This is a genomic window from Campylobacter canis (assembly GCF_045504005.1).
Lineage (GTDB): Bacteria > Campylobacterota > Campylobacteria > Campylobacterales > Campylobacteraceae > Campylobacter_A > Campylobacter_A canis.
Window position 1 is genome coordinate 42,223 of record NZ_JBJJXH010000004.1, and the last position, 14,924, is coordinate 57,146.

At 38.8% G+C, this 14,924-nt stretch carries 19 protein-coding genes; 10 read left to right on the forward strand and 9 right to left on the reverse strand.

Annotation, left to right across the window (positions count from 1 at the left end; translation table 11 throughout):
- The first annotated feature begins 1 nt into the window (after position 1).
- The 8 genes from hisB to mrdA are packed head-to-tail and all read left to right on the forward strand — an operon-like array spanning position 2 to position 5,425.
- Positions 2 to 571 (forward strand): imidazoleglycerol-phosphate dehydratase HisB, encoded by a 570-nt coding sequence (hisB, locus tag ACHJH3_RS05005; protein ID WP_407063843.1) that lies wholly within the window; start codon positions 2 to 4, stop codon positions 569 to 571.
- Positions 568 to 1,056, forward strand: coding sequence for a KdsC family phosphatase (locus tag ACHJH3_RS05010; protein WP_169942549.1), 489 nt, complete (start codon positions 568 to 570; stop codon positions 1,054 to 1,056). Before hisB ends, ACHJH3_RS05010 begins: the two co-directional genes overlap by 4 nt.
- Entirely contained in the window at positions 1,047 to 1,568 is a 522-nt protein-coding gene (locus ACHJH3_RS05015) for an LPS export ABC transporter periplasmic protein LptC (RefSeq protein WP_407063844.1), read from the forward strand. The genes ACHJH3_RS05010 and ACHJH3_RS05015 overlap by 10 nt, the downstream gene beginning before the upstream one ends.
- Positions 1,547 to 2,029, forward strand: a complete 483-nt coding sequence (lptA, locus tag ACHJH3_RS05020) for a lipopolysaccharide transport periplasmic protein LptA (protein ID WP_407063845.1) — start codon at positions 1,547 to 1,549, stop codon at positions 2,027 to 2,029. The genes ACHJH3_RS05015 and lptA overlap by 22 nt, the downstream gene beginning before the upstream one ends.
- Positions 2,026 to 2,622, forward strand: a complete 597-nt coding sequence (gene yihA, locus ACHJH3_RS05025) for a ribosome biogenesis GTP-binding protein YihA/YsxC (RefSeq protein ID WP_407063846.1) — start codon at positions 2,026 to 2,028, stop codon at positions 2,620 to 2,622. Before lptA ends, yihA begins: the two co-directional genes overlap by 4 nt.
- Positions 2,623 to 3,105, forward strand: coding sequence for an N-acetyltransferase (locus ACHJH3_RS05030; RefSeq protein WP_407063847.1), 483 nt, complete (start codon positions 2,623 to 2,625; stop codon positions 3,103 to 3,105).
- The gene (locus tag ACHJH3_RS05035; RefSeq protein ID WP_407063848.1) at positions 3,072 to 3,560 is read left to right on the forward strand and encodes a hypothetical protein; all 489 of its coding nucleotides are present in this window, start codon (positions 3,072 to 3,074) and stop codon (positions 3,558 to 3,560) included. The genes ACHJH3_RS05030 and ACHJH3_RS05035 overlap by 34 nt, the downstream gene beginning before the upstream one ends.
- Complete coding sequence (gene mrdA / locus ACHJH3_RS05040) at positions 3,557 to 5,425, forward strand: penicillin-binding protein 2 (protein WP_407063849.1); 1,869 nt, start codon at positions 3,557 to 3,559, stop codon at positions 5,423 to 5,425. Before ACHJH3_RS05035 ends, mrdA begins: the two co-directional genes overlap by 4 nt.
- On the opposite strand, the gene ybeY is transcribed toward mrdA, so the two are convergent.
- A complete protein-coding gene (ybeY, locus tag ACHJH3_RS05045; protein ID WP_407063850.1) occupies positions 5,422 to 5,832 on the reverse strand; it encodes an rRNA maturation RNase YbeY in 411 nt (136 codons plus the stop codon). The two genes, mrdA and ybeY, sit on opposite strands and share 4 nt — an antisense overlap.
- Before the next feature lie 104 nt (positions 5,833 to 5,936).
- Between ybeY and queC the strand changes: the two genes are divergently transcribed.
- Positions 5,937 to 6,608 carry a 7-cyano-7-deazaguanine synthase QueC gene (gene queC / locus ACHJH3_RS05050; RefSeq protein ID WP_407063851.1) on the forward strand — a complete coding sequence of 224 codons (672 nt, stop codon included), beginning with the start codon at positions 5,937 to 5,939 and terminating at the stop codon, positions 6,606 to 6,608.
- A gap of 155 nt (positions 6,609 to 6,763) precedes the next feature.
- Here queC and ACHJH3_RS05055 read toward each other — a convergent pair whose 3' ends face one another.
- The 5 genes from ACHJH3_RS05055 to mobB are packed head-to-tail and all read right to left on the reverse strand — an operon-like array spanning position 6,764 to position 11,194.
- Positions 6,764 to 7,750, reverse strand: coding sequence for a ferrochelatase (locus ACHJH3_RS05055; RefSeq protein WP_407063852.1), 987 nt, complete (start codon positions 7,748 to 7,750; stop codon positions 6,764 to 6,766).
- Between the two features lie 3 nt (positions 7,751 to 7,753).
- Entirely contained in the window at positions 7,754 to 9,655 is a 1,902-nt protein-coding gene (metG, locus tag ACHJH3_RS05060) for a methionine--tRNA ligase (protein ID WP_407063853.1), read from the reverse strand.
- Positions 9,656 to 9,667: 12 nt separating this feature from the next.
- Positions 9,668 to 9,871 (reverse strand): hypothetical protein, encoded by a 204-nt coding sequence (locus tag ACHJH3_RS05065; RefSeq protein ID WP_407063854.1) that lies wholly within the window; start codon positions 9,869 to 9,871, stop codon positions 9,668 to 9,670.
- Positions 9,864 to 10,715, reverse strand: a complete 852-nt coding sequence (locus tag ACHJH3_RS05070; protein ID WP_407063855.1) for a class 1 fructose-bisphosphatase — start codon at positions 10,713 to 10,715, stop codon at positions 9,864 to 9,866. The genes ACHJH3_RS05065 and ACHJH3_RS05070 overlap by 8 nt, the downstream gene beginning before the upstream one ends.
- On the reverse strand, positions 10,715 to 11,194 hold the full coding sequence (gene mobB / locus ACHJH3_RS05075) for a molybdopterin-guanine dinucleotide biosynthesis protein B (protein ID WP_173031312.1): 480 nt from the start codon (positions 11,192 to 11,194) through the stop codon (positions 10,715 to 10,717). Before mobB ends, ACHJH3_RS05070 begins: the two co-directional genes overlap by 1 nt.
- A gap of 108 nt (positions 11,195 to 11,302) precedes the next feature.
- Here mobB and ACHJH3_RS05080 point away from each other — a divergent pair, with 108 nt between their 5' ends.
- Entirely contained in the window at positions 11,303 to 11,779 is a 477-nt protein-coding gene (locus ACHJH3_RS05080; protein WP_407063856.1) for a beta/alpha barrel domain-containing protein, read from the forward strand.
- Here the strand turns inward: ACHJH3_RS05080 and ACHJH3_RS05085 are convergent.
- Genes ACHJH3_RS05085 through gltX form a run of 3 tightly spaced genes read right to left on the reverse strand, consistent with a single transcriptional unit; the run spans position 11,697 to position 14,909 of the window.
- Entirely contained in the window at positions 11,697 to 13,340 is a 1,644-nt protein-coding gene (locus ACHJH3_RS05085; protein WP_407063857.1) for a lytic transglycosylase domain-containing protein, read from the reverse strand. The two genes, ACHJH3_RS05080 and ACHJH3_RS05085, sit on opposite strands and share 83 nt — an antisense overlap.
- Positions 13,318 to 13,611 carry a YggT family protein gene (locus ACHJH3_RS05090; RefSeq protein WP_169942518.1) on the reverse strand — a complete coding sequence of 98 codons (294 nt, stop codon included), beginning with the start codon at positions 13,609 to 13,611 and terminating at the stop codon, positions 13,318 to 13,320. The genes ACHJH3_RS05085 and ACHJH3_RS05090 overlap by 23 nt, the downstream gene beginning before the upstream one ends.
- Positions 13,608 to 14,909 carry a glutamate--tRNA ligase gene (gene gltX, locus ACHJH3_RS05095; protein WP_407063858.1) on the reverse strand — a complete coding sequence of 434 codons (1,302 nt, stop codon included), beginning with the start codon at positions 14,907 to 14,909 and terminating at the stop codon, positions 13,608 to 13,610. The genes ACHJH3_RS05090 and gltX overlap by 4 nt, the downstream gene beginning before the upstream one ends.
- Positions 14,910 to 14,924 lie beyond the last annotated feature (15 nt).

Genomic DNA, 14,924 nt, shown 5'->3' on the forward strand with positions numbered 1-14,924 from the left:
CGTGCAAAAGATAAGAAAGACCAAAGAGACTGATATAAGCTTAGATTTGGAAATTTATGGAAGCGGAAAGTGCGAGATAAGCACAGGCATAGGATTTTTTGATCATATGCTTGAAGCTTTTGGCAAGCATGCTTTGTTTGATATGAGGCTTATTGCAAAGGGTGATTTGCATATAGATTTTCATCATACGGTTGAAGATACGGGCATAGTTATAGGCTCGCTTTTAAAAGAGATGATATATCCTGTAAACGGGATAGAAAGATTTGGAGAGGCTACTGTCGCAATGGATGAAGCAGCGGTTAATTGCGCCCTTGATCTATCTAATCGACCTTTTTTGGTTTATGAAAGTATTAGCGATGGCAAAGTAGGTGATTTTGATATCGAGCTTGTTAATGAATTTTTCCAAGCTCTTGCATTTAACGCAAATATCACGCTTCATATAACTAAAATTCGCGGTAAAAACTCTCACCATATTATAGAAGCAAGCTTTAAAGCTCTAGCCGTGGCTCTTAGAAGAGCGCTTGCTAAAAACGAAAGAATCGGAGTTCCAAGCACAAAGGGAGTGCTGTGATAGAGATAATATTTTTAGACGTTGATGGATGTATGACCGACGGTAAGATAGTCTATAGCGCAAACGGCGAGGAGATTAAATTCTTTGACGTTAAAGACGGATACGCCATAGAAAGCTGGCTTAAGCTTGGTAAAAAAGTAGCCATCATAACAGGAAGAAAATCCGCAATCGTAGAAAGAAGAGCTGAAAATTTAAAGATAGATCACGTATATCAAGGCGTAAGCGATAAATTTGCCGTAGCTGAAGAAATTTTAAAATTCGAAGGACTAAGCTTTGAAAATGCAGCCGCTATAGGCGATGACTATAATGACTATAAGCTTTTAAAGGCTGTAAAGTGGAGCTTCAAGCCAAAAAATGCCATAAAAGAACTTGATGTAAAAACCAAGCTTGATTTTAAGGGCGGCAATGGGGCGATTAGGCAGATGATTGAAATTTTGATAAAGCATGAAAATCTTTATGAAGAGTGGTCTAAACGTTGGTTATAAAGATTTTTTACTTCGTTATATCTATTTTTAGCGTAGCGATGGTTTATCTGACTATCCAAGATCCGTATCATAGCGATTTTTTAAAGCCCGACAAAAATATCGCTAATATGAGAATGGGAAATGTTGTTGATTATGAGATAAATTCTACTTTGATATCTGGTAGATATGAGGCTCAAAGTTGGAATAGATATTCAGATAGAGATGAGTTTGTAATGTTTAAAGCTCAAATTTTAAAAGATGATTTGGAACATAATTTAAGCTCTATAAATGCTATGCATAAGAGTAATGTTTTTTTGTTTAAAAATAATGTAAATTACATTAATAGCGATAGGGTAAATTTCAAGTCCGAAGAGGCTAAGTATGATATAAATAAGAAGATTTTAAGTTCAACAGTTCCTTTTGTTATTACTCAAAATAGTGATAAAATAACAGGCAATAATGTAACTTATGATGTAAATTCTAAAAAAATATATGCAAAAGGAATAAAAGCATGGATAGAGGAAAAAAGATAATATTTTTGCTTGTAGCTTTATATTTAATACCTTTGATGGCTGAACAGGTCGAGATAACTGCTGATAGTTTTTTTGCGGACGAAAATAAGCTCATTAGTGAATTTAAAGGAAATGTAATAGTAAAAAAGAATAAGGATATTTTAACTGCAGATAAAGTTATAGTATATTTTGATGAGAAAAAGAATCCGTTGAAGTATTTTGCAGTCGGTAGTCCAAAATTTAAAGTCATCATACAAAATAAAAATTACAACGGAAGCGGAAACGAGCTGATTTACGAGCCTGCGCCGAATTTATACACCATAAACGGAAACGGCTTTTTGCACGAAGAAGAAACCGATAAAAAAGTCTACGGCGAAAAGATAACCGTAAATCAAAATAGCGGAACGTATAATGTAAATAGCGGCAACAAAAAGCCGGTTAAATTTATCTTTCAGGTTGAAGAAAAGAGTAAGAACAAGTGATTAGAGCGCTTAATGCCAAATTTTTAATCTCGGCGCCAAATATTTCCCTAGCTCCGCCTGTTAGCGGTAGCGAGGTTGCTTTTTTGGGGCGATCGAATGTGGGCAAAAGTAGCCTTATAAACGCTCTTGTAAATCACAAAAATTTAGCCAAAAGCTCTTCTACTCCCGGTAAAACTCAGCTTATAAATTTTTTTGAAGTAGGCTACGAATACGATGAGCAAAGAATCAATCTTGTATTTGTCGATCTGCCCGGTTTTGGTTATGCAAAAGTGGCAAAAAGTATGCATAACGAATGGAGGAGGAATTTGGACGAATATTTAAAACAAAGATCTAATATCAAGTTGTTCGTTCATCTTATAGATAGTAGGCATTTTGATCTTGAGATAGATAAAAATGTAAGTGACTACCTGCAAAGCTTTTTAAGAGCCGATCAGAGAATTTTAAACATCCTAACAAAGGCGGATAAGCTAAATCAAAGCGAAAAAAGCGCAGCTTTAAAGGCCTATCCAAACGCTCACTTTGTATCCGTTCTTAAAAAAATAGGCATTGATAAAGCCAATGAGCTAATAGTAAAAAACGCATTGGGTGTATAGATGAACGGCGCAATAAACTTCAGAAAGCCTAAACTAAAGGATATAAAAGCTATGCAAGAGCTTGTCCGTGAAGAGGTTGCAAGCGGACTTATCCTGCCAAGAAGTGACGATGAAATTTCAACCAATATCAGGTCTTATATGCTTGCTTGTTTGCATGAAGACGGCAAGGAAGAAGAGATTGTCGGGTTTTGTGCACTTCATATACATACTGTAAACTTGGCTGAGGTTAGAAGCCTTGTAGTGTCTAAAAATTTAAGAGGCGGCGGAGTTGGAAGCAAGCTCGTGCAAAAGATACTTAGGGAGGCTAAAGAGTATGAAATCAAGACCGTTTTTACTCTAACTTACCGAAAAAGCTTCTTTGAAAAGCTTGGTTTTGTTGAAATTCCAAAGTCTGATTTGCCTGCGCAAAAAATTTGGGCCGATTGTATTAAATGCAAGCATTTTCCGGTATGCGACGAAATAGCTCTGATTTACAAATTCTAAAATTCGCTCTTTGGACGGCGTTTTTGCTTGTATATCAAGCCGCCACAAGCGTAGCTACCTACTTGCCGCCACTTATAGGCATATTTTTTACCTATATGATTATCTTAAATATCGAAAAAAATAAAAAAGTCAAAAAGTATGACAAAAGATGGTATTTTGCTATCTTTTATCTGATTTTTGCCGAGCAGGTGCATGGATATGCGCTTTTTTCTACGATGATAGGGTTTTTGCTGTTTTATTATCTGGTTTCTGATTGGCTGCTTGTAACATTTAAATCGCGTGAAATTTTGCTTATAGTTTTTGTCGCAAGCGGATACTTTATGACTTGTTTGATCACTTTACTATTGCGATACGTCGCAAATTTACCTATGCTAAATTTTGACCACAGGTATTTTGTTTACATAGCCTTTGAAGCTCTTTTGGCGACTATCTTATTTCGCGAGCGATTTGCATGAGAATGCGCATAGTTTTTGCCGTCATATTTAGCGTTTGGATCTTGCTACTTGTTAGAATTTATCACATTAGTATCAAGTCAAACGAAATTTACGAAGAGATTGCCGAGCAAAACGTAGTAAAATCTCAATTCATTCCCCCTGTAAGAGGTCAAATTTTAGACGTTAAAGGAAATCCTGTGGCGGTAAATCGTCTCGGGTTTTCGGTATCTATCAAGCCGCATTTAAGCAAGAGTAAAATTTTAGACGAAGAGCTTTTAAATTTGGCTCAAATTTTTGAAGATATAAACGTTACCAAGCTAAAACGCGATTACATTAAAGCTGATTCACCTTATAATCAAGACTTCATCGAGATCATAAATTTTATCGATTATGACACGATGATACCTCACATCTCTTCGCTTTCGCTTCGTGAAGTTTTAAGCGTCAAGCCCGCTTCTAAAAGGCATTATCCATATTCGCACCTTGCTTCTCATATCATCGGTTACGTAGGAAGAGCAAACAAAGATGACGTTTTAAACGACCCTATCGCCAAGCTTACCAATCACACGGGTAAAAGCGGTATAGAGAGGTTTTACAACTCTATCTTGCAAGGCGAGGAGGGGGTTAGGAAGATAAAGGTAAATGCCCTAAACGAGCAGGTAGAAGAGATATCTATGACCTATCCAAAAAGCAGAGATATCACTCTAAGCATCGATCTTGAGATGCAAAGATATGTGGAAGAAATTTTTGACAAAGACGCAGGCGCGGTTATCGTGATGGATGTGCAAGACGGCTCGATTTTAGCGGCCGGAAGCTTTCCGGAGTATGACTTAAACCCTTTTGTGACGGGAATTTCAAAAGCAAAATGGGACGAGCTGATAAATGGCATAGATCATCCCTTTTTAAATAAGCTGGTAAACGGGCATTATCCTCCAGGGTCCGTTATCAAAATGGGCGTCGCGCTTGCCTTTTTAAACTCTGGCAAGATGGATAAAAGCTCGGGGTATTATTGTAGTGGCACTCTTGAGGTCGGCGGACGAAATTTTAGGTGCTGGAACCAGTATGGACACGGTTTTGTAGATATGAACTCGGCGATTAGAGAAAGTTGTGATGATTATTTTTACAAAGGCAGCCTTAAAATCGGTATAGACGCTATCGCACCGGTGCTCGAGCGCCTTGGCTTTGGTCAAAAAACGGGAGTTGATCTACCTAATGAATTTATAGGAATCGTGCCGAGTCGTGAATGGAAGATGCAAAAATACGGTCAGCCTTGGTATCACGGCGAGACTTTAAATAGCTCCATTGGACAGGGAAATTTCTTAGTAACCCCTATGCAGATAGCAAGACATACTGCCATGCTTGCAACCGGCAAAAATATCACACCGCATTTTTTGCATAGCGTGGGTGAAGAGGTAGCTAAATTTGAGCAAAGCGATGATATATTTACGTCTTTTGAGAAAAAACAGCTTCCGTATATAAGAAAAGCGATGTATGAGGTCGCAAATCACCAAAAAGGCACGGCGTTTAAGCACTTTAAGGAGGCAAAGCTAAAGCTTGCGGCAAAAACGGGAACCGCACAGGTCGTAGCGATCTCTCAAACCGAAAAAAAACGTATGAAAGAAGAAGATATGAAGTATCTTCAACGCTCTCATGCGTGGATGACTACTTACGGTCCTTATGAAAATCCAAGATATGTCGTAACCGTCATCATAGAGCATGGCGGACACGGCGGACTTGCCGCAGGACCGCTTACGGCTAAAATTTTTAACAAGCTTATAGAGCTTGGCTACATAGATCAAAAATACGTTATCGAAAGCACTCTTGAAAAAGAAGAGAAAAAGAAACTCGAAGAGGAGAAGAAAAAAGAGAAAAAGAAAGCCTCTTAATCTTCATCCATAGTGCGCACTATCAGGCTTTTTGGAAGGCTAAATTTCTCTATCACTTCGCACTCCTTAGCTCTCATCTCTCCGCTATCTATCTCATGATCAAAGCCAAGCAGGTGAAGCAAGCCGTGCGTAAAGAGCAGGGCTATTTCGGAATCTCTTTCGTGTCCTAGCTCGGCAGCTTTTTGCTCTGCCAAGTTTGTGTTTATAACAACGCATCCAAGAGGCAAATGAAGCTGATAAACAAGCGGAAAGCTAAGCACATCGGTTGTCTTATCGATACCCCTTTGGCTTAGATTTATCTCTCTCATCTGCTCATTATCAACGAAGCTTAACTCCACGTCGCCGCTTGTTAAAAATTCGCAAATTTCATCTAAAATTTCAGGATAATCATCTTCGCAAAGTATCATTTATAAGGCTTCCTTTGATAAATTTGAGTATAATTTTAGCTAAATTTTGCATTTATAAACTCAAATTTAAAGCAAAAACATCAAATTTAGACCAAAGGCGATAGATGAAAAAGGCGGTTTGTATCATAAGCGGAGGCATGGATAGCACTCTTTGTGCCTATATGGCAAAGCATGCCGGATATGAGATAATAGCGCTTCATTTTGATTACAATCAGCGCACCATGAAAAAAGAGCGCGAGGCTTTTTATCAAATTTGCGCCGATCTTGGCGTAAGCAAATCCTTGGTGCTTGATGTTAGCTTCATCTCTCATATCGGAGGTAGCGCACTAACCGATACCTCTATAGACGTTCCTAAAAATAGCCTAGCAGAAGATATCCCTATAACTTACGTGCCATATCGCAACGGAATATTTTTATCAATCGCCGCCTCACTTGCCGAAAAAGAAGGTGCCGAAGCGATATATATCGGAGTGATAGAGGCTGACGGAAGCGGCTATCCTGACTGCACGAGCGAGTTTATAGATAAGATGACGGCGGTTATAAACGAAGGCACGGCTATAAAAACAAGGATAGAGATAAAAACCCCGCTTGTAAATCTTACAAAGGCTGATATCGTGCAAAAGGCTTTGGAATTTAAAGTGCCTTTAGAGCTTACTTGGAGCTGTTACGAGAGCGAGAAGGAAGCTTGCGGGCAGTGTGATAGCTGCTTGCTTAGGCTTAGAGGATTTAAGCAAGCGGGCGTAAGAGATGAGATAAGATACAAGAAAACAAACTAAACAAATTTGCTTTTAACCCAGAACTTTGCCAAGAACTTGTCGGTAAGTAAATTTATCAATAGTGTCGATAAGAGAATTTATAATACACAAGTAAAATTAATTAGACTAGGCCATTAAAAGCAGTTTTTTGTATTTAGTTTTGGCAGGATTGCCGCTTAAAATCCAAATAAATTCGCCTCTTTGTCTTGCTTGTTTAGCATCGCTTCCAGTTCTGATTTTTGGCATTTAACAAGCGCGTAGCGGAAATTTGTAAGCTCTTTTAGCTCACTTAAATCATTAAAAACAAAGGTTGCTTCTAAATTTGATCTGAAATTTACAGGAACGCAAATTTCTATCATCTCGCTAAAATTTCGCCTTAAAAAATTTGCTTCCATCTCAAAAAGAGATTCGTCGTTTTCTACTATAAAAGCCCTAAAGCTTGCTCCAAATGGAGTGATTTTAAAATTTCTATCTATAAATATCGGCTCAAAGTGCTCGATCCCTCGCAGATCACCGAGTCTAAATTCGATCTCGTTTTTGTTTAGATATCCTATGAGTCCTGCTAAAAATCCTTTAAAGACTTTGGATATGGCTAAATTTTGATAATAGATGCCGCTACAAATAAGAGTCGTAAAGAAAATTGAGCCTTCATTTATGGCTTCAGCACTCATATCTGTCCATGCGGTATCGTAAAAAGGCGCAACCTTGGAGAGAATTTTAAGATCGTCGCAAAAGAACGTATCGGCCTCTTTGGCGTGAAAAATTTTGATAAAGAGCTCTTTTATGTCAGTCGGAAGGATAGATGCGTTTTTTGCTAGACTCATACGCTTTAAGATAGCCTTTTGAACGGCATTTATGGAGCAGAATTTAAGTCTTTTTGAGCTACTCTCAAAGCGAACTAAGCGCATGATGGCCGTATTTAGATTATCAACTCTGATAAATGCTACTTCCTTGTCGGTAATCTCGCACTCTTTATCGACTAAGACCGCGTATGCCCCGTTTGCCGTAGCTTCATTGATGTCTTCTTGCGTAGCGTCTATGCCTATATATGCGTATCCTTGGCGAATACTCTTAGCCTCAAACGAAAAATCAACAACGCTTGTTACGCTTGGCGTGTTCATGCTGTCGCCGTTGATTAGACGTTTTAAGTTTTCTATATTCATCATTTAGCCGACGATCGCTCCGTTTTTAACGCTTGAGATAGGACTTAACAGCGCTAGCGAGCCGTCTTCTGCCGTAAGTATCATGCCTTGAGAGATATTGCCAAATATCTTAGCCTCTTTTAAATTTGCCAGCACGCAAACTTGCTTACCGACAAGCTCTTTTGGATCATAAAATTTAGCAATTCCCGATACGATCTGTCTTGGCTCGCTCTCGCCAAGATCTATTTTGAATTTAAGCAGTTTATCGCTGCCTTCGATATTTGAAGCTTCTAAGATAGTTCCAACTTTGATAACACACCTTTTAAACTCATCTATCTTTATCTTTATCTTTGGCGTTTCGTCTTTGCTAGGTTCGGCTACGCTTGGCGCAGGAGTGCTCATAAGCTCTTTTTCTATCTTTGGAAAGAGCGGCGCGGTAGTCTCACAAACAAAGTCTAAAACTTCGTTTCCAAGTATTATCTTTTGATAATTTTGGGTCGAAATTTCAAATTTCATCGCTCTGGCTATCTTCTCGCAAGTCTTTGGCATTGCAGGACTTAGCAAGATCGCTACACGTGCAAGCAAATTTGCACAAAGGCTTACAAGAGCGTTTGCTTCATCGTTTTTGCCCTCTTTTATCAAATTCCAAGGCTCAAATTTTGCAATGCTTGCGTTTGCGATATTTAGCACTCGCCAAAGCTCCTCTAAGTAGCGATTTGTGGCAAAAATTTCTAAATTCTCACAAGCTGCTTTTAGATGAGCGGTTGATTCGTCCAAGATTTCTTTATAGTATTTTTTTACATCTTTGCTTGAAATTTCGTAGTTTGAGTATTTGCCACTCATTCCGATTATGCGGTTTAGCAAGTTTCCAAGATCGTTGCTGAGCTCCGAGTTTATGCGCTCGATAAGTGCTTTTTGCGAGAAATCCCCGTCTTGGCCAAACGGAACTTCACGCAGCATAAAGTATCTGAAATTTTCAAGTCCATAAGCGTCTGCAACCTCTTTTGGCACGACTACGTTGCCCTTGCTCTTGCTCATCTTTTCGCCGTTTCTAGTCCACCAGCCGTGTGCCGCGATATGCTTAGGAAGCGGCAAATCAAGACTCATCAAAAACGCCGGCCAGTAAATCGCATGAAAGCGCAAGATATCCTTGCCGACTAAGTGCACCGCATTTTCCCAAAAGCCCATTTTCTCGCCGTCTCTAGTGTAGCCAAGTGCGGAGAGATAGTTCATCAGAGCATCAAGCCAGACATACATCACGTGCTTTGGCTCATTTAAATTTGCAGGCAGTTTTACGCCCCAGTCAAAGCTAGTGCGAGTTATGGATAGGTCTTTAAGCCCGCTTTTAACGAAGCTTACGACTTCGTTTTTTTTACCTTTTGGAAGTATGCACTGCTCGTTTTGCTCGTACCATTTAAGCAGTGCGTCTTCGTATTTTGATAGTTTAAAAAAGTAGCTTTCCTCTTTGACTAAGTTTGTAGATCGCCCACAGTCAGGACAGCACTCGTTATCTAAAAGTTGAGTTTGAGTAAAAAACGTCTCGCAGCTAACGCAGTAAAAGCCCTCGTATTCGCCTTTATAGATGTCGCCTTTTTCAAGCATTTTGTTAAAAGCGTTTTGAACGGTTAGTTTGTGGCTCTCATCTGTTGTGCGGATAAAGTGATCATAACTTATCTCAAATTCATCCCAAAGCTCTTTAAATTTTGCGCTTATCTCGTCTGCGTATGCTTTTGGGCTTTTGCCTTTTTTTTGCGCAGCTTGTTCTATCTTTTGTCCGTGCTCATCGGTTCCTGTTAAAAAAAACGTCTCTTCGCCTTTAAGTCTTGCAAATCTAGCCATCGTATCGGCGATGATCGTAGTGTAGGCGTGTCCGATATGAGGAACGTCATTTACATAATAAATCGGTGTTGTTATATAAGCTTTCATAATCTTCCTTAATTAAAAATCAAATCCGCCGGTGCTACCTTTAGACATCGAATTATAGACGGCATCAACATAATTTTTACGAATTTCGCATTCAAATAAATTTTCGCAGGCAAAACAGCTTGTTAGGTTTTTTTGAGATTGGCATGACTTTAATATGTCTATTTGGTTATCAAGCTCAAGCTCGAATTTGTCTTTTTGCTTAAGCTCTTTAGCCATTTTTGCTTCCGTAAAATTCATGCAGAGTCTTTATCTCCTCTTTGGAGCCAAAGAAGCATGGAGTAGTTTGGTGAATTTTTTCTATCTTTATATCAAAAAGACTCGCAGAGTAGCCGTCACTCGTAGCTCCGTCTGCGCGCTCATAGATAAAGGCAAAAGGCAGCACTTCAAAAAGCACTCTAAGTTTGCCGTTTGGCGCATCGGTGGTAGACGGGTAACTAAAAAGTCCGCCGCCTTTTAATAAAATTTGATGCAAGTCGCTTACCATTGCGCCTGAATATCTTAAGCGGTATCCTTGCTCAAAAAGCTCTCTTATAAATTTAGCGTGCGTATCGCTCCAGCCTTTTTGAGTGGCACCCGTGGCGTTTAGCTTGCCTTTTTCTTTTAGCTGCAAATCTTTGATAAATTGAAATTTGCCCTCTTTGTTAAGTCTATAAAGCTTTGGCTTATCCGTGCAGATAACCAGCTCAAGGCGTGGTCCATAGACGCTATATGCCGAAGCTACTAAATTTTCAGGCTTTAGTTCGTTTTCATATATGCCAAATATCGAGCCTATAGCAAAATTTACATCAACCAAGCTTGAGCCGTCAAGCGGATCGTATGCTACGATGAATTTTGCATTTTCGTTAAGCGCTAAAATTTCGTCCTTTTCCTCGCTAACCAGCGCTTTTACGCACTCTAAATTTGCAAATTCGCGCGTGATTATCTCGTCACTTAGCACATCAAGTTTAAGCTGGGTGTCTCCAGTAGCGTTTGCATGATCGGTGTAGCCAAGATCGGCAAATTTTATCTCTTCTGCAATCTTAACGGCGATTTGTTTAATCGTTTCAAAAATTCTTTCCATCATAAAGCCTTTGCGTTTTGTAAAATCCACTCACAAATAGTGTCTATATCGTCTAAATTCATATTTAAAATATCAAATTCACACTCTTTTTTATAGCTTGCAATAGCGTTTGAAAATCCGATGTATTCAGCGTTTATCTCGTCTTTAAACACGCTTAACCTAGGAAGCGGTAGGGTTTTAAGCCCTTCTACTAACAGTAGGTCAAATTCGCCCACCATAGACACTACTTCATCAAGACTCTTTTGCTCTTTTGAAAAGTATGTCGTGCGCGTGGGGCTTAGCACAACCACATCCGCACCTATCTCGCTAAATCTATAGCTATCTTTGCCCTCTACGTCAAAGCGAGCCTTGTCGCCCGGATCGTGCTTAATGATAACTACCTTTAGTCCGTCTTTTATAAATTTTTGCCCCACCTTTAATATAAGCGTAGTTTTGCCGCTATTTGAGGGTCCTGAAAACGCCATTGCCAATCTTTTCATCTATTTCCAACTTCTAAATTTTCGTAAGATTATAACAAATTTAGGCTTTCTTAAAGCAAAAATTACCCAAATTAAAGATAAAATAAGAAAAAATTTCAAGGTATTATTATGAAAAATTTACTGATATGCTTAGCTCTTATGACGGGTTTTTTAGGGTGTTCTAATAAAATTGTCATTCACGAACCTCTTAAAAACGAGCTTTTGGCTTATACGAGCAAGAGTGAAATAATCCAAAAAAATCTTAAAATTTTAGTCTTAGGAACCTATCTAAACCCCGTTCATAGCGAGCTTATAAAAGAAAATAAAGATGAGAAATTTATAATCGCTATACACCCAAAAGATGCTGACGTAAATTTAAAAAGTTTTAGTCTAAATAACGACATAAGCGGTATTAAAACCAGAATTTTAGACGAAAATGACGAGCTTTTAAAGCTCATCACCTTTCAAATGCCGTGGGGAAAATATATCGAAGTAAGCGCACCTGAAAAGAGTTTGGATAGACTTAATCTCTCTTTCGAAATTTATCCGTCAAATCAGGTAAGCTTAGAGTTTCAAAAAGTTTCAAAATCGATGTACTGGAATTAAGCAGGTGCGAGTATATAACGTAGTTTGCGAGCACTTTTTTGCCATAGTGCCTGCTTTCGGCATAGGGCACAAGCTCAAGCGATAAAAACGGCTCAAATTTTCCTTCGTTAAATAGATCTCCGCGCTGAAGCATGCGCTTGGTAAAGCCGATACCGCCGTTATATGCATAAGCTATAAAGAGCGGATGGTGCAAGAATTTTTCAAGATAGTTTAAGTGGTGATCTGCAAATTTTAAAGCAACCCTTGGATCAAACATATCGTCTTGATCAAAGCCCTCTATCATAAGCTCTTTTTTTCCGATGTGATTTGCAAGAAACGGCATAAACTGCATCATTCCAAGCGCGTAAGATGTAGATATGACAGATGGGATAAACCTGCTTTCTTGCCTTCCGATAGCATAAATCGTAGCCTTTCTGGTTGCGTTTATATCCTCAAGTTCTTCTAAAAACGGCATGACAAAGTAGTGATCTTTATATCCGCTTGCTTTTTCCATGAAGTAAGCGTGCTGCCCAAGTGTCTCTTTGGTATTAAAAAGCTCTGCGAATTCAAGAGCTTTAGTTGCATTTACCTCTTTTACGATAGCAAAGGTTTTTTGCCATAAAAACGGATCTTTGATATCGTAGTCTTCGAGCTTTTGCTTGGTAGGTGTCGGCGAAAAAACTTTTGGAATTTCTTTGCCCGTTAGCTCGTTTGCGTATAAAGTGTAGATGTTTATGTCGCTACTTTTGTTTAGCTTTTCAAGCAAAATTTGATTTTTAGTTATGAGGTATTGCCAAAAAATTGCGGCATCCTTTGCGCCTTGGTTTTGAAAGCTCTCTTCGGCTTGTTTAAAAAATTTAAGCGCAATATGTGGCGAATCAAGCAAGATAGCGTTAAGCCCTAGCATATAAGAGTGCTGTTGGGTTGAAGTGTTAGCATCGATATTTAAGAAATTTTCCCTAAATTTAGCCATTTTTTTATCTATCACAAGACTGCTTGCGATCTTTTGAAATGATTTTTGGTTTGAAAGTAAATTCATAAAATGAGGCTCAAATTTGACGTTAAATTTCTCTTTGTCTTTTTGACTGCTTGAGTTAAATAGCGCTATAAACGCGTCCGTGTCGTTTTGATCGGCAAATTTTAAAGCGGCATTTTTAGCGTTAAGCGCTCTTAGCCTTCTTGCGACGTTTTTATCTATATCATCAAATTTATCGGCTAGAAGCGTCCTCTGGGCCTGTTTTATCTTCATCATAAAAGGCACTCTAAGCAGAGTTCTTTGGCAGGTTAAATTTGCGTCCATTATGTTTGTGGCATTTACGCTATCGCAGTTTGAAGCGACTTTTTTAGGCTTTATGATAGTATCAAGCACTTTTAGCATCGTAGGAGAGCGCCTAAAAATATCTTCATTTAAAATTTCAACTTGCTTTTTAGTGTAATTGCCTTCGCTGATTAATCGGTATATATAGTAATCTTTTGCCAAACCCTTTGGCTTATCCTTTATCTCTTCAAAATCTTTTACTCCGCCAAAAGCAAATGCGCTCAATGCGGCCAAGGTAAGGCTAAAGCGAAGCAGCAAATTCAAAGAGTAGCCTTATGAAAAATAGTTCTATAAATTTAAGAGCCAAAAGCACGATGATGGGCGCTAGATCTATGCCCCCAAATACGGTCGGCACAAAGCGCCTTATAAGCGCATATACGGGCTCGGTTAAGCGATAAAGAAGCTGGACTATAGGATTGTAAGGATCGGGTCTTACCCAGCTAACGATAGCCGAGATGATGATGACCCAAACGTAAATTTGCACAACCATCTGTAAAATACTTGCTATGGCCGAGATGAGAGTTGATAAAATCATTTTAAAATTTCCTTTAAATTGCCTTTGATGAGCGGAAATAGCTCGCTAAGCTCAGGTCCGTGCTGTTCGTTTGTAAGCAAAATTCTAAGCGGCATGAAAAAGCTTTTGCCTTTTAAATTTGTAGCGCTCATTAAAGCCTTTTTAAACTCGTCAAAGCTTTGAAATTCATCTAAATTCAATGAATTTGCAGCGCTTTTTATGATTTCACACTCGTTTTTAAACTCATCAGGAATGTTTTTTGGCGCAAATATCGCCTCTATCTTTTGTTTGATCTCATTTAGCAAGCTTGCCTCTTGGGTGTAAAATTTGATTAGATCCGCTAAATTTTCATCTAATCCGCTAAGTGCGGCAAGTCGCTTGTTGCTAGCTAGTTTGATATGTTCTCTGTTTATATGTTCAAGCATTTTTATATCAAATTTTGCAGGACTTGGCGAGACTTTAGAGATGTCAAACCACTGTGCAGCGTCCTTTATAGTAAAAATTTCCACAGGAGCTTTATAGCCAAGCGATATGATGTAATTTGCTATGGCTTCCGGCATAAATCCTTTAGAAAGCAGCCACTTTACGCTACTTTCGTTCTCGCGCTTGCTCATCTTTTTACCATCTATATTTAAGATGATAGGCAAGTGTGCGTAGCGAATTTTACTCGTGTAATCAAGCCCCTCTCTGATAAGCTCTTGCTTAGGTGTGTTGCTTACGTGATCCTCTCCGCGTATGACGAAAGTAACGCCCTCAAGCATATCGTCGGTTGCACAGGCGAAGTTGTAAGTGGGGGTTTTATCGGCACGCATGATGACAAAGCTATCGACATTTTCAGGCTCAAAGCTTACTTCTCCTTTGATAGCGTCTGTAAATTTCATCGTTTCTTTTGGCTTTTTCATACGGATTACAAAAGGCTTTTCGCAGGCTAAAACCTCTTCATCGCTCATCCTTTCGCAAGTGCCGTCATAGCGATATGCTATGCCTTTGGCTTTAGCGTTTTCTTTTTTAGCTTCCAGTTCGCTTTCGGTGCAAAAGCAGGCAAACGCTCGCTTATCTATCATTAGTTTTGAAGCAAGCTGACGGTGGAATTTTAAATTTTCGCTTTGATAGTAGAGCTGATCCCATTTAATGCCGAATTTAGTTAAAATTTCTAAAATTTCTTGGTCTTTTCCTTCTATATTTCTTTCTTTATCGGTATCTTCTATGCGCACTATAAAGCCACTTTTATCTTGTAAAGAGCAAAGATAATTTAATATGGCTACGCGCAAATTTCCAAGATGCATATCTCCTGTAGGAGAGGGTGCAAAACGATACATTGAGCATTTCCTTAA

Bases quoted from the DNA above. Each gene is read 5' to 3' on its own strand.
- lptA (WP_407063845.1), top strand. From the start codon at position 1,547: ATGGATAGAGGAAAAAAGATAATATTTTTGCTTGTAGCTTTATATTTA.
- ACHJH3_RS05030 (WP_407063847.1), top strand. From the start codon at position 2,623: ATGAACGGCGCAATAAACTTCAGAAAGCCTAAACTAAAGGATATAAAA.
- ACHJH3_RS05035 (WP_407063848.1), top strand. From the start codon at position 3,072: ATGCGACGAAATAGCTCTGATTTACAAATTCTAAAATTCGCTCTTTGG.
- mrdA (WP_407063849.1), top strand. From the start codon at position 3,557: ATGAGAATGCGCATAGTTTTTGCCGTCATATTTAGCGTTTGGATCTTG.
- ybeY (WP_407063850.1), bottom strand. From the start codon at position 5,832: ATGATACTTTGCGAAGATGATTATCCTGAAATTTTAGATGAAATTTGC.
- queC (WP_407063851.1), top strand. From the start codon at position 5,937: ATGAAAAAGGCGGTTTGTATCATAAGCGGAGGCATGGATAGCACTCTT.
- ACHJH3_RS05055 (WP_407063852.1), bottom strand. From the start codon at position 7,750: ATGAATATAGAAAACTTAAAACGTCTAATCAACGGCGACAGCATGAAC.
- metG (WP_407063853.1), bottom strand. From the start codon at position 9,655: ATGAAAGCTTATATAACAACACCGATTTATTATGTAAATGACGTTCCT.
- ACHJH3_RS05065 (WP_407063854.1), bottom strand. From the start codon at position 9,871: ATGGCTAAAGAGCTTAAGCAAAAAGACAAATTCGAGCTTGAGCTTGAT.
- ACHJH3_RS05070 (WP_407063855.1), bottom strand. From the start codon at position 10,715: ATGGAAAGAATTTTTGAAACGATTAAACAAATCGCCGTTAAGATTGCA.
- mobB (WP_173031312.1), bottom strand. From the start codon at position 11,194: ATGAAAAGATTGGCAATGGCGTTTTCAGGACCCTCAAATAGCGGCAAA.
- ACHJH3_RS05080 (WP_407063856.1), top strand. From the start codon at position 11,303: ATGAAAAATTTACTGATATGCTTAGCTCTTATGACGGGTTTTTTAGGG.
- ACHJH3_RS05090 (WP_169942518.1), bottom strand. From the start codon at position 13,611: ATGATTTTATCAACTCTCATCTCGGCCATAGCAAGTATTTTACAGATG.
- gltX (WP_407063858.1), bottom strand. From the start codon at position 14,909: ATGTATCGTTTTGCACCCTCTCCTACAGGAGATATGCATCTTGGAAAT.